This is a genomic window from Streptomyces sp. VNUA24 (genome assembly GCF_029167005.1).
Classification (GTDB): Bacteria; Actinomycetota; Actinomycetes; order Streptomycetales; family Streptomycetaceae; genus Streptomyces; species Streptomyces scabiei.
Genome location: NZ_CP119143.1, coordinates 6,319,960 through 6,341,572, shown reverse-complemented (window position 1 = coordinate 6,341,572; position 21,613 = coordinate 6,319,960). Strand labels below are relative to the sequence as shown.

The window sequence follows — 21,613 nt, the reverse complement described above, 5'->3', positions numbered from 1 at the left end:
CCCTCGAATCCTGTCATGCCCATCCGGCGCGGGCCCGGCGCAATGCGGCGGCCTCCGCTGGCAGCGGCTGCGCTGAGCCCGAGTCGGAGCACCAAGAGGGGGCCGCCCTGAGAAGGGCGGCCCCCAAGGGATCACGGTGTCTACGGGTTCATCGGGTCGCCCTCACCCATATCCACCCACCACACGCCGTCATCACGAGTGAGGTCGAGCGTCTGTTCGCTTCCGTCTGCGAAGCGAAGCTCGACACTGGCCAGCCCCGGTGTGACGGGGTCCGCCACTACAGCCTTCACCGGCTGGTCGGCCTGCGCGCCGAACTTGGAGATCAGGCGACGAGCGGCCGCTTCCCTGCCCGTGTACCACGGAACACCGATGTTAGCCAGGTCCTTGGCGTCACCGTCCTGGAGGCGCTGGACATAGACCTGCAGCACCAGTTCGGTCTCGCGGGCGACCTCCCCGGCCTCGGGATAGTCGGACTTGGTGGGATTCACTGTCAGGTGCACCTCGGGGGTGCTCCGCAAGGCGTACGGCGCCGGATCGCGCTGCAGCCACCAGACCAGAACGCCCGCAGCAACACTCAGGGCGGCGACAGCGGCTATGAGCCACCGTGCTTTCAGCGTCCTGGGCATCAGTACCACTCCGGAATGACGCGATGGATGTTTGCCCACGTGCCCCTCTTGCTCTTGATGTAGACGTCAAGTCGCTGGTTCAGGCGGTTGTTGTTGTGGGCACTCACGTACGCCTTGCCGTTCTTCATTTTGGTGACGACGCCAGCATGGTCCCAGCCTCCCTCGCCGCGCCAGTTGAAGAAGACCGCGTCACCGATCTTGGCCTCACTCTGCTTCGACTCAGTGTTCACGATGCCTGCACTGTGCAGGCTCAGAAAGTGCTCCATCTTATCGGCAACGGTCCACGTGTGGGACCACCGGTAGTAGAACCCCGTGCCGGTGTGCGGCGGCGCCGAGTGCTTGGTACGCCACCAGTTGTGCACGCTCTTGTTGTCCTTGCCCACGCCCTTCATCCGCATTCCGCCGCCGTGATAGAGCGCCTTGGAGACGAAGTTGGTGCAGTCCTGGCTGTACTCGTGCCGGTCGTTCCAGTGCTTCTTTGCCCAGTTCGCGGTGCCGCTGCGGCTGATGCTTGCGTACGCCTCGTACTGCGCCGGGTCCAAGCCGAGCGCGGCTGGGCTGTCGGGTACCTGCCGGGTGAGCGCGGTGGGTGAGATGTTGCTCTCCACGCTGCCGTACGTCACAGTTCCGAAAGCGTCGTCTCCCTTCGACAGACGCTGCTCGAACTGCTGCGCGTTGAGCTTGCTGTCCAGTACAGGCGCGTCCTCCCCAGAGAAGGTGTAGAGGACTGCCGTTTCGTTGGTTTCCGGTTCCTCCGGGCTGTCGGCGAGAGTCCGCTTCTCACTCACGGTCGCCCGGACGGCCACCGAACCGTCGGCGGAGGGCATCACGAGGATGTCTGACAGGGTCGACGTCATTGCCGTGTAGGTGAGGTCGTCCGCCTCCAGGGCCTCACGGATGTCAAGCAGCCAGAACTCCTCGGCCTTCAGCAGCGAGGAGTACTTCGCGGCATGCGGCTTGCCCTGTGTTGCGGCACTGGCGCTGTCGTGTGCACCCGTGGTCAGAGCGGCGACGGCCTCAAGGTATTCGTTGAGTGTCGCCGTGTACGTGGCGGTGCTCAGGTGAGCTTCCAGCGGGGTGGTGGCATTGCTGGTGACGGAGTCACTGGTGCCATACGGGCTGGTTGCCTTGACCCGGAACGTGTAGGGAGCATCGTTCGTGAGGCCGGTTATCACGGCGTCCGTGCCGCTTGTGGTGCGGGTGGCCACCACAGCACCGGACGAGTCGACCGCGGTTACCTCGTACGTGAGGTGCGTGTCGTTGTAACCGCTGTCCTGGCTCGCGGTCCACGTGAGCAGTGCGCCCTGGTCACCCGCCTGGGCCCGCAGGTCCCGGGGCGATGACGGTGCGGTGGCGGCGCCGTACTCGACGGTGAGTGAGGCCGAGGTGAAACTGATACCCGCCGTGCCAGACGCGCCTTCCGCCCGGCGAAGGACGAGGCCGTGGTTGGCATTGGCACCGTCGGCCCACCCGGTGACAAGGCCCGTGACGTCGATTTTCCAGGGGGCAGTGGCATCCAGGTTGACGCCGGGAGCGGTGACCTTGTCCAGATCCGCTCCCGTCCCGCCGGTGGTCCATGCGTCGTTGAGCGCGTGCACCGCGAGGTCGGGTGTGGTCGCGGACGACTGCAGTTGCAGCGTGGCACTGGTGATGCGCGCTCCAGCCGGGACATTCGACAGGTCGGCCTTCAGATAGCTGCGCCAGTTCTTGCCGGATACGCTGCCAACCTTCAGCGCTGTACCGGTGTCACCGGTACAGGTCGCCGCGTCGGTGCAGACCGTGGCCTTGGTGAGCGGAACACTCACTGACGTGGCCGCAGCCGTCTCGGCGGGCGGTGTACCGGACCCTGCGGATATCGCGGTCTTCGCCGTCCACGCGGAGCACTTGCCCTCGAAACAGGCCCTCATCGACCAGTCGAACGGGCCTCCCGAGGTGAGCTTGTCGGCGGGGATCTGGAAGCCGACACGCTCGCCGTTGGGTACGAACTGGCTGCCCAAAAGCTCGGTTCCACTCGCGTTGCCGAGCCGGAACTGAGCCTCGACCATGCCGCCATTGAGCGAACTGACGACACCGGTGACCAAGGGAGACGCGGTGTCGGTCGCTCCGGCCTGGAGCTGCTTGGGCAGGTCTGCGGGCCGCACAGCGCTCGCATCAACGAGGAACGTCGTCCAGCCGGACCAAGCAGACGTGTCGATCCCGTCGCTGGTACGTGACCGTACCCTCAAGTGGGTGCCGTCCGGTAGCGCGGAGGCGGTCGGAATCTGGGTCGTGGCCACAGTTCCCGGCGTGAACTCCACTGTCTTCCCCGCCCACGTGTACGTGGTGTCGGCGTGTGCGGGATCGGGCTCCACCTGGAACTCGGTGATCAGTGCGGAACCGGCATCGCTGTCGTTGACCCCCGCCTGAAGCATCGGCGTGAGGGATCCGATTGTGAGCTGCGTTCCCGTCTTGCGCGGGGTGATTCCCAGCTGCGTGGGTACGGCAGGCGCTGCGTTGTACGTGACGATCAGCGAAGGCTCCGTTGCGGAGTCGTGCGATCCGTCGACGTAGTTGGCGGACCGGTAGCGCCGCCAGGTGAGGGGGTCAGTCTCATCCACGGCTGCCAGCCGCACCCCGTAGTTGGGCTGACCGTCTGCCCATGCCTGAACGATGCCAGCGACATCCCACGAGACATGACCGGCGGGGCAGTTCGAGCTATAGCCCTTCGCCGTCTTCGATACCGGAGCCGCCGCTGTGGTGGTGCTCGGCTGGGTCGACCAGGTGATCGCCGAGGGGTCCCAGTCGGCGGTCACCCGCCGGACCTGGACTCCGGCGTTTGCCGTCGAGCAGGAAGACGACCAGTAGGAGTACAGACGCAGGTCGGCGTCGATGATTCGCTTGCCGCTGAACCTGGCTGTATCGAACTTGAGGTAGGAACGCGCCTTCTCGGTTCCGTCGTATGTGCCGGCCTTCAGCTCGGTGGAGCCTCGCTGGGACGATGGATAGGCCGCGTCCTGAACCCAGGTGTCCGTGATCGGACCGAGCAGGGTGCTGGTCGGGTCCACCGTCACCGGGTACTGCACATCAGGATCGTCAAGGAACGACTTGGCCGGCTTGAGAACCAGGGTCTGGTTGTCTCCGCTGCCCTCCACCGTCACGGCGACATCGGAGATGTCCTCCGGTTCACGTGAACCGGCACGTTCCTCGGACCCCCACATGACGGGAACAGGCGCGGTGGCCACATCCCGGCCGTCCTTGCCCTCCCAGAGCAAGCGCTTATCGTTGGTCTCACGGAGCTTCAAACCCTCGGCCGCCACGGGTATGCGCAGTTCTACCTGCTCCTCCGGCCGCTCCCTGAGTACAAGGAGATGCGAGAAACCCTCCGGCAGTGCAGACACCACCAGATCAGCGTTGGGCTGGACATTTTGGTAGGTCGCGGTGTTGCCCTTGAGCACGGGCTTGGGGAGTTCCCCGTCCCAGCCGATACCCAGGCTCTGACTTCCCTCGCTCACCTGGGCGAGAGGGCCGGAGCCTCCATCGGAGATCCTGATGTCCGAAGCGGCCTGCTTGGGCTGGACGACCCCGTCCCGGAGAACGAGCGTGGTGTCCACGTTCCGCCACGCACCGTTCTCGTCCTTGACCCTGATCGGCCCGGTGGTTGACTCCTCGGTCACCGAACCGTCGGGATTGACGTACACGGTGGAGCTCTCGGTGCGCAGGGAGGGGACTTCGACCCGCTTACCGAGCACGGCAGCACGAATGCGGGCCGCGCCGATGCTTGCGTCGTCGCTGTCGGGCTTCGGCGCCGCCTGCGGTGCATCGAGTGTCCCGACTGCACCGGCAGGCTGGGCTGGGACACCAAGTTGCAGAGCCAGGAAGCCGGCCAGCACGCATGCGCTGGTCCCGAGAGTTCGCGAACTCCCGGGTCTGAAACGTCTCTTCACTAGTACCCCCCAGTTAAGGAAATCGTAAGAGATCTTCACGAAGAAGATCGAGTTTGTCCAGATAGTTAAGGACTGCGAGGACTGTAGAGACCAGCACTGACAATCCGTCCCCGCCTGCCCGTTCACGCCGAATGCGGGACCGCTGCGGATCCGCGAAGCTACGGCTGCGGCACCGACCTGCGTCATGCGCGCGGCACAGGCCGTCCGCGGCACGGCGGCTAACCGAGAAAATGGGCTTGTGGGATGAACACAGACGCGGCACCCCCACCTCGTCCGTCAGGTGGGGGCGCCGCTGGTGTGTCCAGTGACGTCGGCGTCAGACCTGGCTGTCAGCCGCCTCGGTCTCCCGTTCGCTCTCCTTCGCCGCTGCCGCTCGCCGCATATGCCCCTCCTCGCCGAAGTACACCGACAGACGCGACGTGTCCAGCTTCTTGCCGCCACGCCGCGCGGGTGCCACCTCCACGTAGCCGCCCGCGTTCAACAGCAGATCTCGCTTACCGGCCACGTCCGAGCGCTTCCACTGCTCGGCGTGCGTCTCGCCGGTCGGCTCCGCCTTCACACCGCCCGGCCTCGCCGTTCGCTGCCTCTCCTTCAGGGCCGCCAGTCGCTCTTCCAGCTTGGCGTACTGCTCCGCGTACCGGATCGCTCCGTCGTCGCCTCTGAACAGGCCCCGGTCATAGCGATCCTTTTGCAGGTCGGCCAACGCTTCCTCGGCCTGCCTGATCTGCGGGCGGAAGTCCTCGCCCACCTCCTGGACCATCCGCATCACGGAAAGGTGCCCGTACTTCGCGAGGAACTGCTCGGTGACGTGCTCCTCGGTGGTCACCCCCGCCACGGTCGGCCCGTAGCACTTCACGCCCTGCTTCCCCTCCCCCTTGGCCGCCCGCTGGCGGTACTTCAGCGGGCCGATGCACCGGTACCGAAGCTGACCGTTGCGCCCGCTGAAGGTGTACATGCGCTCGCCGCAGACTCCGCAGTGCATGATGCCGCGCAGCAGCGACGTACCCTCCCGGCGCTTTTCACCGGGGTTGGCCCGCCGCTCCAACTCGTCCTGGAGCGCCTGCCAGGTGTCCGTGTCGAGGATCGGCGGGCGGTTGACCAGGGGCAGACCGTCCGTCCGCAGGATCGGCTTTCCGTCCTCGATGACCTGGCCGAGCAACTGGGGGTTGCCCAGCAGGCTGCGCAGCGTGGTCGTGTACCACTGCTTGGAGTCGCTGCGCTTGCCCGTGGTCTGGCGTGAGGTGTGGCCGGGCGACGGGACGCCGTCCTTGTTGAGGTCGTTGATGATCTGCATGAGCGAGTCCTTGGCCAAGACCCGCTCCACGATCCGCTTGATCGTCTTGGCCTCGTCCTCGTTGACCGCGAGGACCTTACCCGCCCCGTTGGGGTTGGGGACGACCATGTACCCATACGGCACCCGACCGCCGGTGTAGCGGCCCTCGCGGCGCAGGTGCTCGTGCGCGCTGGACACCCGCATGCCGATGGTGTCGGACTCCAGCTCGGCGAAGACCGCGATCACCTTCGCCATGGCCCGGCCCATGGACGACGTGAGGTCGAGCGGCTCCGTCGCCGACGCGAGCGCAACGCTCTGGTGCTCGGCGAGTCGCATGATCTCCGCGAAGTCGACCGTCGAGCGCGCAAGCCGGTCGATCTTGAAGAACACGATCACGTCCAGCTCGGCGAGTCTGGTCAGGATGCGTTGCAGTCCCGGCCGGTCGAGCCCGCGTGAGAAGCCCGAGACATCGATGTCCTCCTCGGCGGCCACGACCTCCCAGCCGCGTGCCTCGCACAGCGCTTCACAGGCCGCGCGCTGGCGTTCCGGCGAAGTCGTCTCGTCGGTTTCGCGCGATAGGCGAACATAGATAGCGGCGCGCATCCCCGGCGCGCTGGCCGGGACGCCCTTCCGGCGTCGGGCACGGGGCATAGCCCGTGCTGTGACAGGCGTTGGTTCTGTCATGAGACGACCTTATCTCCGGAGGTATGTGTGTCCTGCCTAATCGTCCAGTCCGACAAGACGCTGCTCCTGGAGGTCGACCACGAGCAGGCGGACGAGTGCCGTCGGGCCATCGCGCCGTTCGCCGAGCTGGAGCGGGCGCCCGAGCACATCCACACCTACCGGGTGACCCCGCTCGGCCTGTGGAACGCGCGGGCCGCCGGGCACGACGCCGAGCAGGTCGTCGACGCGCTGGTGCAGTACAGCCGCTACCCGGTGCCGCACGCGCTCCTCGTGGACGTCGCCGAGACCATGGACCGCTACGGCCGCCTCACCCTCTCCAAGCACCCGGTGCACGGTCTCGTCCTGACCACCACCGACCGGCCCGTGCTGGAGGAGATCCTGCGATCGAAGCGGGTCACTCCGCTCGTCGGCGCCCGGATCGACCCGGACACCGTCGCCGTGCACCCCTCCGAGCGCGGGCAGATCAAGCAGACCCTGCTGAAGCTGGGCTGGCCCGCCGAAGACCTCGCCGGATACGTGGACGGCGAGGCCCACCCGATCGAGCTGGCCGAGGACGGCTGGGCGCTGCGGCCCTACCAGAAGCAGGCCGTGGAGAACTTCTGGCACGGTGGCAGCGGCGTCGTCGTCCTGCCCTGCGGTGCCGGGAAGACGCTGGTCGGAGCCGGGTCCATGGCCCAGGCCAAGTCGACCACCCTCATCCTCGTCACGAACACCGTCTCCGCACGCCAGTGGAAGCACGAGCTGATCAAGCGGACGTCGCTGACCGAGGAGGAGATCGGCGAGTACAGCGGGACGCGCAAGGAGATCCGGCCGGTCACCATCGCCACGTACCAGGTGCTCACGACCCGCCGGAAGGGCGTCTACCCGCACCTGGAGCTGTTCGACTCCCGTGACTGGGGGCTCATCGTCTACGACGAGGTGCATCTCCTTCCCGCTCCGGTCTTCAAGTTCACCGCCGATCTGCAGGCCCGCCGGCGGCTGGGGCTGACGGCGACCCTCGTCCGGGAGGACGGGCGGGAGTCGGACGTGTTCTCGCTCATCGGGCCCAAGCGGTTCGACGCCCCCTGGAAGGAAATCGAGGCGCAGGGCTACATCGCGCCCGCCGACTGCGTCGAGGTCCGGGTGAACCTCACCGACTCCGAGCGGCTCGCCTACGCCACCGCCGAGCAGGAGGAGAAGTACCGCTTCTGCTCCACGACCGCGACGAAGCGGAAGGTGGCCGAGGCGATCGTCCGCCGCTTCGCGGGGCAGCAGATCCTCGTCATCGGCCAGTACATCGACCAGCTCGACGAGCTGGGCGCCCATCTGGACGCGCCGGTGATCAAGGGCGAGACCAGCAACGCCCAGCGCGAGAAGCTGTTCGAGGCGTTCCGGCAGGGCGAGATCAACGTGCTGGTGGTGTCGAAGGTCGCGAACTTCTCCATCGACCTCCCGGAGGCCACGGTGGCCATCCAGGTCTCCGGCACCTTCGGCTCCCGCCAGGAGGAGGCCCAGCGTCTCGGCCGCGTCCTGCGCCCCAAGTCGGACGGCCACCAGGCGCACTTCTACTCGGTGGTCGCCCGGGACACCATCGACCAGGACTTCGCCGCCCACCGGCAGCGGTTCCTCGCCGAGCAGGGGTACGCCTACCGGATCATGGACGCGGACGAACTGCTGACGGAGGGCTGAGGAGCCTGAGGAGCTGCTGACGGACTGCTGAGGGCGCGGCGGCCACGCGCGGGGCGGCCGGTGCCGCCGGGGCGCCGAGGACCGGGCCGCCTTGAGTGCGGGCAGCGGGAGCCGGGGGCGTCGGGCGGCACAGGCAGGAGCGACCGCCCCGTGCCGGGCGCCGGGCGCGGGGCGCGGCGGGGTGGGCGGGGTACGCGGGGTGAGGCCGGGCCTCACGAGACGGGACGCGGGGTGGGGCCGGGCCTCACCGGCGGCGTATGCCCGCCTCCTCCGCGTACTCACCGAGCACGATCACGCCGAAGGCGGCGCTCGCGAAGACCTTGACGGCGCGCAGGGCGTCGGCGAGGCGGTGACGGTTGTGGTGGTCGTCGAGACCGGTCGCGCCGGACGGCGGACCGGGTCGGCCGGAGGCCGAGGCGGGGATGAACGTCGCTGCACTCATGTCTCCATGGTGGAACGTCCGCCTGTGGATCGCGTCGGTCTGCGGAGTGAACCCGCTGAGTCCCCGGCTCACTCTCAGGTCTGGGCCGCCCCTCGTACCCGCGACGTACGCACCCCCTAGGGGTACCGCCGGGAAACCCGTTGGCCCTGGCCCCCCTCCCTCACCTACACTCTCCGCTCTTGCCCGCCTCCCTTCCGTGGAGCGCCGTCGCCCGGACGGAAACCGGTCGGCCACCGCCACAGGCAGAACACCGCCCTCAGGCACACCGCCGTCAGGCACACCGCCGTCAGGCACACGCCCTCAGGCACACCGCCGTCAGGCACGCCGTGAGGGCGGCACCCCTAGGTCCCGTAGGCCACCCGGAGGCACCCCCTTGTCCGCGCACCCCACCGCCGACCCCACCCACCCGGCCGACCCCCTCTCCCGAGAGCGCTCGCACCTCGCCGCCTCCCGTTCCGCCCTGCGTGCCATGCGGGAGGACGTGGAGGCGCTGGACATCAAGGACGTCACCGCGAACTGGGTGAACGCGGAGGTGCTGGCCCGCCAGATCGAGGAGCGGATCAAGTCGCTGGCCGACCTGAGCCACACCCCGCTCTTCTTCGGCCGTCTCGACTACCTGCACGCCCCCGGCGCCGACCGGGCCGAGGGCGCGGACGGGGAGCGGTTCTACATCGGGCGCCGTCACGTGCACGACGCGGACGGCGATCCCATGGTCATCGACTGGCGCGCCCCCGTGTCACAGCCGTTCTACCGGGCCTCGCGGACCGATCCGCTGGACGTCGGCCTCCGGCGCCGTTTCGGCTACACCGGCGGCGACCTCACCGCCTACGAGGACGAGCACCTCTCCGACCCCGCCGAGGCGGCCACCACCAGCAAGCTGCTGCAGCAGGAGATCGAGCGGCCGCGCGTCGGTCCGATGCGGGACATCGTGGCGACCATCCAGCCGGAGCAGGACGAGATCGTCCGGTCCGACCTCGCCGGCTCCCTCTGCGTCCAGGGCGGCCCCGGCACCGGAAAGACCGCCGTCGGCCTGCACCGCGTCGCCTACCTCCTCTACGCCCACCGCGAGCGCCTCGCCCGCACCGGCACCCTCGTCATCGGGCCGAACCGCTCCTTCCTCCACTACATCGAGCAGGTCCTGCCCGCGCTGGGCGAGCTGGAGGTCAAGCAGGCCACCGTCGACGACCTCGTCTCCCACGTCGAGGTGCGGGGCACGGACGAGGCACCGGCCGCCGTCGTCAAGGGCAACGCCCGGATGGCCGAGGTGCTGCGCCGGGCCGTCCGCTCGCACGTCACCCTGCCCACCGAGCCCGTGATGGTCGTCCGGGGTTCCCGTCGCTGGCGCGTACCGGCGTACGAACTGGAGGACATCGTGCGGGAGTTGCTGGAGCGGGACATCCGTTACGGGGCCGCGCGCGAGGCCCTGCCGCAGCGGATCGCGCACGCCGTGCTGGTGCAGATGGAGCGGTCCGGGGAGGCGCCCGACGACCGGGTGCAGGACGCGGTGGCCCGCAACGCGGCCGTGAAGGCGGCGGTGAAGGCGGTGTGGCCGCCCGTGGAGCCCGCCAGGCTGGTCCTGCGGCTGCTCTCCGACGCGGACTTCCTCGCCGCGCACGCGGACGGGATCCTCACCGCCGACGAGCAGAAGACGATCCTGTGGGCGAAGCCGGCGCGGAGCGTGAAGACGGCCAGGTGGTCCGCCGCCGACGCCGTGCTCGTCGACGAGGCCGCCGACCTGGTGCAGCGCACGCACTCCCTCGGGCATGTCGTCCTCGACGAGGCCCAGGACCTCTCGCCGATGCAGTACCGGGCGGTGGGGCGCCGCTGCACGACCGGGTCCGCGACCGTCCTCGGCGACCTCGCGCAGGGCACGACCCCTTGGGCGACACGGAGCTGGGAGGAGGCCCTGACGCACCTCGGCAAGGCGGAGGCCCATGTGGAGGAGCTGACGGCCGGTTTCCGCGTGCCGACCGACGTGATCACGTACGCCTCCCGGCTCCTCCCGCACATCGCGCCCGGTCTGACGCCAGTCGCGTCGGTCCGTGAGAACCCGGGTTTCTTCGACGTCCGGCCGAGCGCGGACGACTCCCAGGTCGTCGCCGCCTGCCTGGAGTTGCTCCGCAACGAGGGCTCGACCGGCCTCATCGCCGCCGACGCCCGCGTCCCCGCGCTCGCCGAGGCGCTGACGGCGGCCGGGATCGGCTTTCTGGCGCCGGGCGAGGAGACGACGTACGAGACCCGGCTCACGCTGGTCCCGGCCTCGCTCGCCAAGGGTCTCGAGTACGACTACGTCGTCCTGGACGAACCCCGGGCGGTCGTCGACGGCGAACCGGACGAACGCACGGGCCTGCGCCGCCTGTACGTGGCCCTCACCCGAGCGGTGTCGGGCCTGATCGTGACCCACACGGGCCCGCTGCCGGAACAGCTCGGCTAGCCGGCGTCCCGCTCATCCCGTCCGTCCCCGGCGTCCCATCGGGCCCGGTCGTCCGGGGTGTGCGGGGAGGCGAAGCGGAAGGGGACCGAGAGGCGGTCGGCCAGCGCTCGGCCGCAGCGGTCGGCGGCGACGGCCGACGGGTGGCCGGTGAACGCGCCGTCGCCCTCCCTGGTCGCCCCGAGGTACCGCTCGGCCGTGCTCCGGTAGAGGGTGGCCAGCCGGTGCTCGCCCTGGGGATCGGTGGTGAGGGCGAGCAGCTCCACGAACCAGTCGTGGACCGTGTCGCCGTCCCAGACCGCCTCGATCGAGGTGACGCGGCCGGGGCAGCCGGCGGCGAGGGCGGCCAGGGAGTCCGGGTCGAGGGGGCTGTCCGGGGTGCGGGCGACGCGGTCGCCGTGGTGGCCGTAGCGGTCGTGGACGATGCGCTGGGCCTCGGTGAGGCCGAGGCCCTGGGCCCGGCCCGCGGCGTGGACGACGCGGGCCGCCTGGAAGCCGGCGTCCTGGAGGACGTATCCGTCCACCTGTGCACGGATGCCGGCGGGCAGCCTCTCCCACCACTCGGACGTGTTCATGGCCTCGAATGTACGTGCGCGCGGGTACCCGCACGACGGCCCCCGGCGACCGAGGTCGGCGGGGGCCGTGGTGTGCGCGGGGGCCGTGGTGCTGCGCGTGCGGCCTACTTGAACTTGTTGCTGGTCGCCAGGTAGACCTGCTTGGCGTTCTTCCCCAGGCGCGGGCCGGTGATGAACGTGGAGCGGTCGCTCAGGGAGTTGTTGGAGACCAGGTAGGTGCGGCCCTTGTGGCTCATGAACCAGGGGCCGCCGGAGGCGCCGCCGTTCATGGTGCAGCCGACCATGTACTGGGCCGGGTAGTCGCTCGGGTAGCCGTAGCCGAGGACGAAGCGCTTGGTCGCGCCCTGGCAGTGGTACATCTTCGAGCCGTCGTACGGGGCCTCGGCCGGGTAGCCGCGGACCTTCATGTTCTTGACCTTGTTGGCGGCGGGGGCGTTGAACCACACCGGCAGGGCCGAACCGACGCGCTCCTCCAGGGACTTGGCGCCCTTCTCCGGCTTCATGTGCAGCACCGCGTAGTCGTACGCGGCGGCCACGGTGCCCTGGCTGGCGGCGCCGCCCTTGATCCAGGTGCCGGAGGTGGTGGCCCAGTCGGCCCAGGCGAGGCCGTACGGGGAGACGTTGGCGGCCCGGTAGTCACGGGACGCCTGGTTGATGTCCAGCCGGCCGGTGTCGTTGAAGGAGGGGACGAAGGCGATGTTGCGGTACCAGCCGCCGCCCTTGCCCGCGTGCACGCAGTGCCCCGCGGTCCACACGAGGTTGGACTTGCCCGGGTGGGCGGGGTCCTTCACGACCGCGGCGGAGCAGACGCTCGACCCCTGGGGCGTGGTGAAGAACAGCTTGCCGACCGGGGCGGCGTTCTTGTGGTAGGTCGCCTTGACCTTGGTGGCCTGCTGCCTCTTGACCTTGCCGTCGGGCAGCCAGACCTGGGTGGTCTTGCTCCCGCCGGTGGCCGTGTTGCCCGCCTCGGCGATCGCCGGGAGGTCCGGCAGGTTCTCCTCGGCCTCGGCGATGCGCTCGGGCGTCCAGAAGTCCTGGATGTACGGGTTGGCGAAGTCCTCGGCCCTGGAGGCCCAGTCGTCGAAGTCCTGCCAGCCGCCGTCCTTCCACTTCCGCAGCGCGTCACCGGTGAGGTCGGTCGGCACGCCCTTGGGGAGCTTGAAGCCGCCGACGGTGGTGTCACCGCCGCTCTGGTTCTCGCCGGTGTCGACGCCGTCGCCCGCGTCGGCCCCCGCGGTCGTCGAGCCGGAGCTCTTGGCCCCGCTCTCGTCGGTCTTGCTGCAGGCGGTGCTGGTGACCATGATCGCGGCGATCACGGCGGCGGCGGCCGTGAGGCCGCGGCGGCGTATGAATGGCATGGAAGCCCGTCCCCGTGTGTTGAAGCGCTTGTCATGCCCCGGCTTAAGCGGGGCGGAGACCACTATGCCCGCGGGCGAAGGGCGGAACGATCTCCGAGCCGCCCTCCGCGGCGAGTTCGCACACAACAACTACGAGGCGGATATCTGGCCGTGATGTGCCCCGCGTGGTGACGTCCGGCGTACGGGGGCGCGGTGACGTCCGACGTACGGGGCGCGGTGACATCCGACGAGCGGACCCCGTCGGCGTCCGGCGCACAGGGCGCGGTGACGTTCGACGAACGGGCCCCGTCGGCGTCCGACGTACGGGCCCCGTCGGCGTCCGGCGTACAGGGCGCGGTGCCGTCAGACGAACAGGTCTCTTCGGCGTCCCGGCGTACGGGGCGCGGCGCACGGGTAACGCACAGGATCCGCCCGGTGATTGATTTTTCATCACTCCGACCCCGCCTGCCTCTTGCGCACTACCCGCGAGTACGGCGAATCTGACCTGCGCATGCCACTTCGAGCAGGTCGGCATGTCCCCACCCCCGGCTCCCGGCCGTTCACCCCCGCGCCGCGGTCCATCAGGAGGTCGCAGTGAAGACTGGTTCACGCACGCGTACTTCGCGTCGATTCCGCAGATCCGCCGTCACGCTCGGCGCCACCGTCGCGCTGGTCGTCGGTGTGGCGGGCAGCGCGTACGCGGACCCGCCCGGCGCGCTCCCCGCCAACGCCGAGGCGCTGGAGAAGACATGGCAGCCCGCGTACGACTACGACACGGACGGCTGCTACTCGACCCCCGCGATCGGCCCCACGGGCACGGTCAACGGGGGCCTCAAGCCGTCCGGTTCGCTCAGCGGAAGCTGCCGGGACGCGTCCGACCTGGACAACACCAACGGGTACTCGCGCTACAAGTGCAACAACGGCTGGTGCGCGATCATGTACGACCTCTACTTCGAGAAGGACCAGGCGGTCGCGGGCAGCGGTATCGGCGGCCACCGGCACGACTGGGAGCACGTCGTCGTCTGGGTGCAGAACGGCACGGCCCAGTACGTCTCGACCTCCAACCACGGCGGCTTCACCGTGCACGCCGCGTCGTCGGTGCGCTGGGACGGCACCCACGCGAAGATCGTCTACCACAAGGACGGCATCCGCACCCACTGCTTCCGCCTCGCCGGCTCCAACGACGAGCCGCCGGAGAACCACAAGGGCACCTGGCAGTACCCCCCGCTCGTCGGCTGGAACGGCTACCCGGCCGGCGTCCGCGACACCCTGGTCGCGTACGACTTCGGCAGCGCCAACTTCGGCCTCAAGGACGGCAGTTTCGCCTCCAACCTCTCCAAGGCGAAGCCGTCGGGGATCACCTTCGACCCGAACGCGTAGCGGACAGCGGGCAGTGGGTCGGGGCCCTACAGCACCAGCGCGAGGAACCCGACCCCGTAGGCGGCCACGAACAGGGGCGGCACCCCCTGTTCGAGGCGGGTCAGGGGCATGTATCTGCGCCAGTCCTCGCCCTCCCCCAGCTCCGCCCATTCGGCACGCGAGTAGGCGTACGCGGGCAGCCGGCTCTCGAAGGCGCCGATCACCGCCCACTTCGCCGTGTTCAGCTGACGGTAGGAGCGGACCATCAGGTACCACGCCGCGCACTGCCCGACGAGGATCAGCAGACCGGCGAGGAGCAGCCACGCGGACACCCTGCCCGGACGCGGACCGAGGCCCGCGACCATGGCCGTGGCGATCGCGCTGTTGAGGGAGAGGAAGAAGGTGTTGGCGGCGCCCCGCCGCGCGCTGACCCGGTCGGCCGTCTCGACACAGAGTTTGTACTGCTCGAAAAGCATGCTGAGGTACGCGGCGTTGGCAGGCGCGTACCCGGCCGGGACCGTGTAACTGCCCGGTTCCACGTCCGAGTTCCACAGGGACTGGTTGAGGTCTGCCACCGGTTCATCATGGCCGCCGGGGAGCGGGCGGCGGCGAGGGCGGCCGGTACGTGCCACGAAAGAGCGAATCCGGGGCCGTATCCCCCCTCGGCCGCGCCGGTTCGATTGCGGGCGGCCACGGCCTCCGGTCCAGTGGCTTGCATGACTGATCACCACGGTCCGCCCGTCCCGCCCGTGCCACCCGTCCCGCCCTCCCCCACTCCGCCCGTCGGCCTTCCGCCCCTCGGGACCCCCCGTCGGCGTCAACGCCCGCTGCTCGGCTGCGGGTTGCGGCTGGTCGGTCTGGCCGGGACGTTCTGCGGCGGGCTGTTCGTCATCATGGCCGCCAGCCGGCTGAACACCGTCTTCGTCCCCGTCGCCGACGAGTCCGTGCCGCGCAACGTCCTGATCGTCCTGGGCATCGGGCTCTGGGGCGCGGTGTCGCTGACGGTGGGCATGCGCATGCGGCGTCAGGGTCGGCGTCATCACGTCCGCGTGGTCCGCTCGCTCGACGAGGCCAGGAGCGAACCGTACGTCCTCTACCTGCGCCCCTTCGCGGAGGACGTCACCGGCACGGCGATGCGGCACGCGTTCAGCCGCTGGACGGGGACGGGCGGCGCGCTGGTGAACGGCAGTTCGCTCACCCTGGAGGAAGGGGTGTGCCGGACCTTCCGCGGCTTCGGACGCCCCCTCGCCGTGGGAGAGCCCGACGAGGCGCTCCCGCTGCCCGGCTCTCGCCGTCTCTATCTCCCCCTCGGGGACTGGCAGCCCACGGTCACCTCGCTGATCACGGACGCCCGCCTCGTCCTCCTCGTGGCCGGCACCAGCGCGGGCACGCTGTGGGAACTCACCGAGGTGATGCGCCTGCGCCGCCCCGAGTCGGTGCTCGTGCTCCTCTACGGCGACCGCGAGGGGACGGACCTGCGGCAGGAGTACGACCACTTCCGGCTCGCCGCCGAGTACGAACTGATCGAACGCCAGGAGGAGTTGCGCGAGGTCCACGGCCCCGACTGGCAGCCGCCCGCCTTTCCTCCCCTGCCCGGCTTCCAGCACCCGGACCGGCTGAAGTGGGTCCCGCTCATGCAGGCCGTCATCCGCTTCCGCGCCGACTGGACCCCCGAGATCGTACTCATCGACCCCACGGCGGTCAGCGCCTGGACGCACGAGGGACGCCTGCGCAAGATGACCCACGGTCAGCTCGCCCCGCTGCTGGCCCGGTTGCGGGAGGACCTCGGCGACACGGGACGCGGCCGGGCCACACTCCCCTCGCACGGGCGGTGACCGGCGGGTCGGCCGCCGTCATATCACCCGCGGCGCGCGTCCAGGGCCGTACGCCACGTGCGTACGGCGTCGGCGGCGACCGGGGTGGCCCAGCCCTGCGGGCGGGCGGCGCCTCCGATGTGGAAGGCGTCCACGCGGGCGGCGCGCAGGCGCGAGAGGTGGTCGAGACGCAGGCCCCCGCCGATCATCAGGCGCTGGGTGTAGCCGGGGTCGCCGCGCCGCGCGGCCTCGGCCAGCAGCACCGGGAGTCCGTCGTCGACCCCGTCCGCCGAGCCCGCGGTCAGGTACGTGTCCAGACCCGGCAGGTCCGCGAGCTGCTTGCGCAGGGCCTCCCGGTCGGCGGCGCGGTCGATCGCCCGGTGGAACGTCCACGCCCGCCCGTCCAGCTCGGCGACCACCCGCTCCACCGCGCCCAGATCGGGCCCGTCGTCCTCGCCCAGGAACCCGAGCACGAACTCCTCCGCCCCGGCCGCCCGCAGCTCGCGCGCCACCCGCACCAGCGCGTCCACGCGCCCCGCCGCGAACCCGTCGGTGAGCCGCAGCATGACCCGTACGGGGATGTCGACGGCGGCCCGCACCTCCACGAAGGTCGCGACGGTCGGGGCGAGTCCGTCGGCCCCCATGTCCGCGACCAGCTCCAGCCGGTCGGCACCACCGGTCTGGGCGGCGACGGCGTCCTCGGCATCGAGGGCGATCACCTCCAGAAGCGCGCGCGTGGTCATGGGGCCCCTTCCGTCGGGCTTCGGCTTCACATGGACGACAACAGGTCTAGTCCAATTTACAACAGGCGGGGATGTCGGACGAGGCCGTCACGTCCCGCACCCGGACGACCGGGGGATGCTGGAGGCCGGGACGCGCAGGATGCGGAAACCTGGACGCTCCTCCGCCGGAAACGGGTCGTAGGCCCGGACCACCGCCCACGTGTGCTCCGCCGTCCGAGCAGGCCGGGGACCAGGATCGGCGCCCAGTCCTTGATCGTGAGCGCCCTGATCGAGCACTCGTCCCCGTCCGCGTCCCCGTCCGCGCCAGCAAGAACCCCGCCGGTGGTGTCCTCGTGTTCCGGGCCGCCGCCTGGTCCCGTTTCGTGGGGAACGTGAGGCGGACGTACTCGTAAGTCACGTCCGATCACGGAGCAGAACCTAGGTAGCCGTACTCAGGTGCCCGGCTCTCCGAGACGACATCGTCGACCTCAGCGCAAGCAGCACCGCAATGGTCAACGTCCCGTAGTCGCAACGGAGTTCAGAAAATGACTGCCTCGCCCCGTTCCTCGTCCCGCTCCCTGTCCCGGGCCCTGTGCCGCAAGCTGTTGAACTCCGCCGCCCTGGGCTATCTCGCCCTCGTGATCGGGGCCGCGTACCGCTGGGCCGTCGAACGGCCCATGAGGAGCGTCCACTTGGGCAACGCCTGACGCCTCGGGACCGTCTTTTCTCGGCAATTCGTCAACGTTTCCAGGGGTGGGAGAGCTGTGCTGCGGTACAGAAGAAGCAGGGGTGCGGCCATGGTCGCCGCACTGGTCACGACATGTCTCACGGTGGCGGGCGGTACCTCGGGGGCCGCGTCCGCCGACAAGGCGGAGAGCATGGCGGAGGCGCGCGGGGGGCGCGCCGGAGCCGTCGTCACCTTGATATCCGGCGACCGCGTGCACGTCGACGCCGCCGGCCGGGTGACCCGCGTGCAGCCCGGTGAGGGCCGCGAGGACATCCCGATGGCCGTGCGGCGGACGGGCGACCGGACGTACGTCCTGCCGGCCGACGCGCTCCCCCTGATCGGGCAGGGCACGGTGGACCGTCGGCTGTTCGACGTGACGGGGCTGCTCAAGGCCGAGTACGACGACGCGCACCGGGCGACGCTGCCGCTGATCGTCTCGTACACGAAGAACACGAAGAAGCGGGCCACCGCGCAGGCGGCGATCGCGGAGACGGACGTCCGCGTGGGCCGCGAGCTGCCCGCCGTCGGCGGCGAGGCGCTGAGCGCGCCCAAGAGCGGTGCGGCCGAGGTCTGGGACGCGCTCACGGCCGAGCGGCGCGGCGGGCAGGCACTGACGGCGGCTCCGGGCATCGCCCATGTGTGGCTGGACGGCCGCCGCGAGGCGACCCTCGACAAGAGCACGGCGCAGATCGGCGCCCCGACGGCCTGGCGGGCCGGGTACGACGGCAAGGAGGTGAAGGTCGCCGTACTGGACACCGGTGTGGACGAGACGCATCCCGACCTCAAGAACGTCGAGATCGCGCAGAAGGACTTCTCGGGGTCGGGCAGCACCGTCGACCGCGTCGGCCACGGCACGCATGTCGCGTCGACCGTGGCGGGGTCGGGGGCGAGGTCCGGCGGCACGCACAAGGGGGTCGCGCCGGGCGCGCGGATCCTGGACGCCAAGGTGCTCGGCGACGACGGTTCCGGCTCGGAGTCCGGGATCATCGCGGGCATGCAGTGGGCCGCCGACCAGGGCGCCAGGATCGCCAACCTCTCCCTCGGCGGCGACGACTCGGCGACGAACGACCCGCTGGAGAACGCCGTCGAGCGCATCTCCGCCGAGAGCGGCACCCTCTTCGTCATCGCGGCCGGGAACTCGGGCCCGGAGGCGGAGACCATCGGCTCCCCCGGCAGCGCGCCCTCCGCGCTCACCGTCGGCGCGGTGGACCGCAAGGACGCCATAGCGGAGTTCTCCAGCGTCGGCCCCACGGCCGACGGTTCGCTGAAGCCGGACCTCACCGCTCCGGGTGTCGGCATCGTCGCGGCGAAGGCCGCCCAGGGTACCGAGGGCGACCCGGCCATCCCCGGCTATGTGTCGATGTCCGGTACGTCGATGGCGACCCCGCACGTGGCGGGCGCGGCGGCGATCCTCGCGCAGGAGCACCCGGACTGGACCGGTGAGCGGATCAAGCGGGCGCTGACCTCCTCCACCGAGCCCGGTGCCCGTCTGTCACCGTTCCAGCAGGGCACCGGGCGGACCGACCTGGCCCGTGCGATCACGCAGACCGTGGCCGGCGAGCAGTCCTCGGTGAACCTCGGCACGCAGCTGTGGCCGCACGCCGACGACAAGCCGGTGACCCGCCGGATCAGCTACCGCAACGACGGCACCGAGCCCGTCACCCTCGATCTGTCGACGACCGGGACGACCGGGCCCGAGGGCAAGCCCGCACCGGCCGGCTTCTTCACCGTCGGCGCCGACCGGATCACCGTCCCGGCGGGCGGCACCGCGGGTGTCGACGTCACGGCGGACACCCGGATCGGCAGCCAGGACGGCGTGTTCGCCGGGGTGCTCGTCGCCCGCGCGACCGAGGGCGGCCAGCGCGTCCGTACCTCCTTCGCCGTGCACCGCGAGGCGGAGGCGTACGACCTCACCCTGAAGTACGTCGACACCGAGGGCAGGCCCTCGCAGTCGGGGACGCTGGTCCTCGGCCAGAACGTCGACCTCCAGCAGGACCTGTACGACACCGACGGCGACGGAGTCGTCAAGGCCCGTGTGCCGAAGGGGACCTACCTGCTGGAGTCGGTGGTCCGGACGCCCAAGGGGGCGGCGGCCGACCCGGATCTCGCGCTGATGACGCAGCCGAAGCTCACCGTCACCAAGAAGACCACGGTGACCTTCGACGCCCGTAAGGCCAAGCCGGTGGACATCACCGTGCCGGGGTCCGCCAAGAGCGTGCAGACGCTCGTGCGGTACTCCCTGGAGACCGGTTCCTTCTTCCACAACTCGGACTGGCAGATGGCCTCCTTCAAGGGGTTCCGCACCGGCCATGTGGGCGCCACGCTGCCGGCGAAGGAGTTCGGCTCGCAGGTCGGCGGCACCTGGCAGAAGGGCAGTACGACGTACAACGTGGTCTACGACCGGAGCGGTTCGCTGTTCACCGGGCTCACCCGCAAGGTCGCCGCGAGTGAACTCGCCCTGGTGAAGCTGGGGATCGGCGCCTCCGTCAAGAACGCCAAGGGCGTGGTCATCCCGACCTGGGAGACGGGCTCGGGGGCCGCGAACGGGACGTTCAGCAAGCCGTTCGCCCTGCCGTCCACCGCGAAGGCGTACGTCAACGCGCCCAAGGGCGTCAAGTGGGGCTTCAGCACGATGCAGCTCCGGCCCGGAGCGAGCGGCGACTTCGACGTCTACGTGTCCGAACCCGCCGTTCGGGCCTACCAGGCCGGGAAGACGTACACGCGGACGCACAACGTCGGTGTGTTCAGCCCGAAGATCGACAAGTACAACACCGCCATGCGCTGGGGCAATGAACTCAGTGTCTGCATAGGGGAGTTCGCGGACGGCTCAGGGAACTACGTCGAGTCGGCGACCACCGGGCGGCGCTCCGCCGTCACCGTCGACGGCAAGAAGATCGTGGACGAGGCGGGGCCGCTCTGCCAGGACCTCAGCGGTCTGCCGTCCCGGTCCGCCACGTACCGGGTCAGCACGGACGTGACCCGCTCCACGAAGGTCGCCGGGGTCAGCACCCGTCTCGTCGCGGCCTGGACCTTCACCTCGAAGAAGGTCACCGGTGACTTCTACCGGGCGCTGCCGCTCTCCTCGGTCCGCTTCGCCCCCAAGCTGGACCTGGCCGGCAGCGCGCCCGCCGGCCGCAGGTTCACGGTCCCGCTGACCCTCCAGGGGCCCGCGGCCAAGGACTTCAAGTCCCTCGCCGTCCAGGTCTCCTACGACGGCGGCAAGAAGTGGACCAAGGCCCCGGTCACCACGGAGAAGGGTGAGCGGAGCCTCGTGCTGAACCACCCGAAGAAGGCCGAGTCGGTCTCCTTCAAGGCGAAGCTCACGGACAAGAGCGGCAACACCTACGAGGTCACCGTGGTGAAGGCGTACCTGCTCCGGTAGGCGTCAACGGTCCTCAAGGGTGTCCAGTGCCACGGCCTGCGCGATGGCGAGACGGCGGTCGATGTCGGCGGAACCGATGTCGAGCACGTACCGGTCGCGCAGGCCGAACTTCCTGTCGAGCGACATCAGCCGCTTTGCTCCTCCGGTCGCCGTGAAGTCGAAGTGGTAGGGCCAGAGGAAGGGCACGTACTCCAGGTACGGCAGGAACTCCCAGACCCGGCGCAGCAGGGCCACCACCCTGTTGCGCTCGCGGCCGGTCAGCTCCGGTGTCCCCGGCTGCTCCATGGCCCAGGTCGAGCGCACCAGCGAGACGACGGGCCGCTCGCGGAACGAGCCGATGACGGCACCGGCGCCGTCCCGTACGTCGTGGACGGCGCCGAAGCCGTCGACCTGACGGGCCTCGGACGTGCACAGCACGCTGGTCCTCGACTCGTCGGTGTAGATGGTCACCTCCTCCTTGGCCGACATGACCTTCCGCCGCGCGAAGGCGACCACCTCCCCCTCGCGGTCGCCCGGCCCTGCCACGGTCACCACGTACTGGTTGGCCGTACGGGCCGTCTTCTGCCGGATGGTGAAACGCGCGTGCCCCTGGAGCTGTTCGTCGTCCCTCACGTGGAGTCCCCCTGTCGTACCGCTGCTTCCCGGCACGT

16 protein-coding genes are annotated in these 21,613 nt (G+C 69.9%); 7 read left to right on the top strand and 9 right to left on the bottom strand.

The window, feature by feature from the left end:
• Nucleotides 1-140 precede the first annotated feature (140 nt).
• The 3 genes from PYR72_RS27205 to PYR72_RS27195 all read right to left on the bottom strand — a co-directional run bounded on the left by PYR72_RS27205 (nucleotide 141) and on the right by PYR72_RS27195 (nucleotide 6,425).
• Nucleotides 141-626: a hypothetical protein gene (locus PYR72_RS27205; RefSeq protein ID WP_275457741.1), complete on the bottom strand. Its 486-nt coding sequence runs from the start codon at nucleotides 624-626 to the stop codon at nucleotides 141-143.
• Entirely contained in the window at nucleotides 626-4,495 is a 3,870-nt protein-coding gene (locus PYR72_RS27200) for a DNRLRE domain-containing protein (protein ID WP_275457740.1), read from the bottom strand. The genes PYR72_RS27205 and PYR72_RS27200 overlap by 1 nt, the downstream gene beginning before the upstream one ends.
• Nucleotides 4,496-4,865: 370 nt before the next feature.
• Nucleotides 4,866-6,425 (bottom strand): recombinase family protein, encoded by a 1,560-nt coding sequence (locus tag PYR72_RS27195; protein WP_275457739.1) that lies wholly within the window; start codon nucleotides 6,423-6,425, stop codon nucleotides 4,866-4,868.
• A 108-nt stretch (nucleotides 6,426-6,533) separates the two neighbouring features.
• Here PYR72_RS27195 and PYR72_RS27190 point away from each other — a divergent pair, with 108 nt between their 5' ends.
• On the top strand, nucleotides 6,534-8,174 hold the full coding sequence (locus PYR72_RS27190) for a DNA repair helicase XPB (protein WP_275457738.1): 1,641 nt from the start codon (nucleotides 6,534-6,536) through the stop codon (nucleotides 8,172-8,174).
• Nucleotides 8,175-8,418: 244 nt separating this feature from the next.
• Here the strand turns inward: PYR72_RS27190 and PYR72_RS27185 are convergent, their stop codons facing one another.
• Complete coding sequence (locus PYR72_RS27185; protein WP_037722794.1) at nucleotides 8,419-8,616, bottom strand: hypothetical protein; 198 nt, start codon at nucleotides 8,614-8,616, stop codon at nucleotides 8,419-8,421.
• 373 nt (nucleotides 8,617-8,989) lie between these two features.
• Between PYR72_RS27185 and PYR72_RS27180 the strand changes: the two genes are divergently transcribed.
• Nucleotides 8,990-11,050, top strand: coding sequence for an ATP-binding domain-containing protein (locus PYR72_RS27180; protein ID WP_275457737.1), 2,061 nt, complete (start codon nucleotides 8,990-8,992; stop codon nucleotides 11,048-11,050).
• On the opposite strand, the gene PYR72_RS27175 is transcribed toward PYR72_RS27180, so the two are convergent.
• Both PYR72_RS27175 and PYR72_RS27170 read right to left on the bottom strand, forming a co-directional pair.
• A complete protein-coding gene (locus tag PYR72_RS27175) occupies nucleotides 11,047-11,622 on the bottom strand; it encodes a hypothetical protein (protein WP_275457736.1) in 576 nt (191 codons plus the stop codon). The genes PYR72_RS27180 and PYR72_RS27175 overlap by 4 nt on opposite strands.
• Nucleotides 11,623-11,726: 104 nt before the next feature.
• Nucleotides 11,727-12,980 (bottom strand): hypothetical protein, encoded by a 1,254-nt coding sequence (locus PYR72_RS27170; protein WP_275457735.1) that lies wholly within the window; start codon nucleotides 12,978-12,980, stop codon nucleotides 11,727-11,729.
• A 573-nt stretch (nucleotides 12,981-13,553) separates the two neighbouring features.
• On the opposite strand from PYR72_RS27170, the gene PYR72_RS27165 reads away from it, so the two are divergent.
• A complete protein-coding gene (locus PYR72_RS27165; protein WP_059080378.1) occupies nucleotides 13,554-14,339 on the top strand; it encodes an NPP1 family protein in 786 nt (261 codons plus the stop codon).
• 26 nt (nucleotides 14,340-14,365) lie between these two features.
• Here PYR72_RS27165 and PYR72_RS27160 read toward each other — a convergent pair whose 3' ends face one another.
• The gene (locus PYR72_RS27160; protein ID WP_275457734.1) at nucleotides 14,366-14,893 is read right to left on the bottom strand and encodes a hypothetical protein; all 528 of its coding nucleotides are present in this window, start codon (nucleotides 14,891-14,893) and stop codon (nucleotides 14,366-14,368) included.
• A gap of 141 nt (nucleotides 14,894-15,034) precedes the next feature.
• Here PYR72_RS27160 and PYR72_RS27155 point away from each other — a divergent pair, with 141 nt between their 5' ends.
• On the top strand, nucleotides 15,035-16,153 hold the full coding sequence (locus PYR72_RS27155) for a hypothetical protein (RefSeq protein WP_275457733.1): 1,119 nt from the start codon (nucleotides 15,035-15,037) through the stop codon (nucleotides 16,151-16,153).
• A gap of 23 nt (nucleotides 16,154-16,176) precedes the next feature.
• Here PYR72_RS27155 and PYR72_RS27150 read toward each other — a convergent pair whose 3' ends face one another.
• The gene (locus PYR72_RS27150; RefSeq protein WP_275457732.1) at nucleotides 16,177-16,875 is read right to left on the bottom strand and encodes a copper homeostasis protein CutC; all 699 of its coding nucleotides are present in this window, start codon (nucleotides 16,873-16,875) and stop codon (nucleotides 16,177-16,179) included.
• Between the two features lie 71 nt (nucleotides 16,876-16,946).
• Between PYR72_RS27150 and PYR72_RS27145 the strand changes: the two genes are divergently transcribed.
• From PYR72_RS27145 to PYR72_RS27135, 3 genes are all read left to right on the top strand, one after another.
• A complete protein-coding gene (locus PYR72_RS27145) occupies nucleotides 16,947-17,267 on the top strand; it encodes a DUF397 domain-containing protein (RefSeq protein WP_275457731.1) in 321 nt (106 codons plus the stop codon).
• A 132-nt stretch (nucleotides 17,268-17,399) separates the two neighbouring features.
• Nucleotides 17,400-17,561 (top strand): hypothetical protein, encoded by a 162-nt coding sequence (locus tag PYR72_RS27140; protein WP_275457730.1) that lies wholly within the window; start codon nucleotides 17,400-17,402, stop codon nucleotides 17,559-17,561.
• 90 nt (nucleotides 17,562-17,651) lie between these two features.
• The gene (locus tag PYR72_RS27135) at nucleotides 17,652-20,963 is read left to right on the top strand and encodes a S8 family peptidase (protein ID WP_275457729.1); all 3,312 of its coding nucleotides are present in this window, start codon (nucleotides 17,652-17,654) and stop codon (nucleotides 20,961-20,963) included.
• A gap of 3 nt (nucleotides 20,964-20,966) precedes the next feature.
• Here the strand turns inward: PYR72_RS27135 and PYR72_RS27130 are convergent, their stop codons facing one another.
• Nucleotides 20,967-21,575 carry a hypothetical protein gene (locus PYR72_RS27130; RefSeq protein WP_275457728.1) on the bottom strand — a complete coding sequence of 203 codons (609 nt, stop codon included), beginning with the start codon at nucleotides 21,573-21,575 and terminating at the stop codon, nucleotides 20,967-20,969.
• Nucleotides 21,576-21,613: the final 38 nt, after the last annotated feature.

Coding starts and splice junctions, on each gene's coding strand:
- PYR72_RS27145 (WP_275457731.1), top strand. CDS start 16,947: ATGTCGGACGAGGCCGTCACGTCCCGCACCCGGACGACCGGGGGATGC.
- PYR72_RS27140 (WP_275457730.1), top strand. CDS start 17,400: ATGACTGCCTCGCCCCGTTCCTCGTCCCGCTCCCTGTCCCGGGCCCTG.
- PYR72_RS27195 (WP_275457739.1), bottom strand. CDS start 6,425: ATGCGCGCCGCTATCTATGTTCGCCTATCGCGCGAAACCGACGAGACG.
- PYR72_RS27175 (WP_275457736.1), bottom strand. CDS start 11,622: ATGAACACGTCCGAGTGGTGGGAGAGGCTGCCCGCCGGCATCCGTGCA.
- PYR72_RS27135 (WP_275457729.1), top strand. CDS start 17,652: ATGGTCGCCGCACTGGTCACGACATGTCTCACGGTGGCGGGCGGTACC.
- PYR72_RS27150 (WP_275457732.1), bottom strand. CDS start 16,875: ATGACCACGCGCGCGCTTCTGGAGGTGATCGCCCTCGATGCCGAGGAC.
- PYR72_RS27155 (WP_275457733.1), top strand. CDS start 15,035: ATGACTGATCACCACGGTCCGCCCGTCCCGCCCGTGCCACCCGTCCCG.
- PYR72_RS27205 (WP_275457741.1), bottom strand. CDS start 626: ATGCCCAGGACGCTGAAAGCACGGTGGCTCATAGCCGCTGTCGCCGCC.
- PYR72_RS27185 (WP_037722794.1), bottom strand. CDS start 8,616: ATGAGTGCAGCGACGTTCATCCCCGCCTCGGCCTCCGGCCGACCCGGT.
- PYR72_RS27170 (WP_275457735.1), bottom strand. CDS start 12,980: ATGCCATTCATACGCCGCCGCGGCCTCACGGCCGCCGCCGCCGTGATC.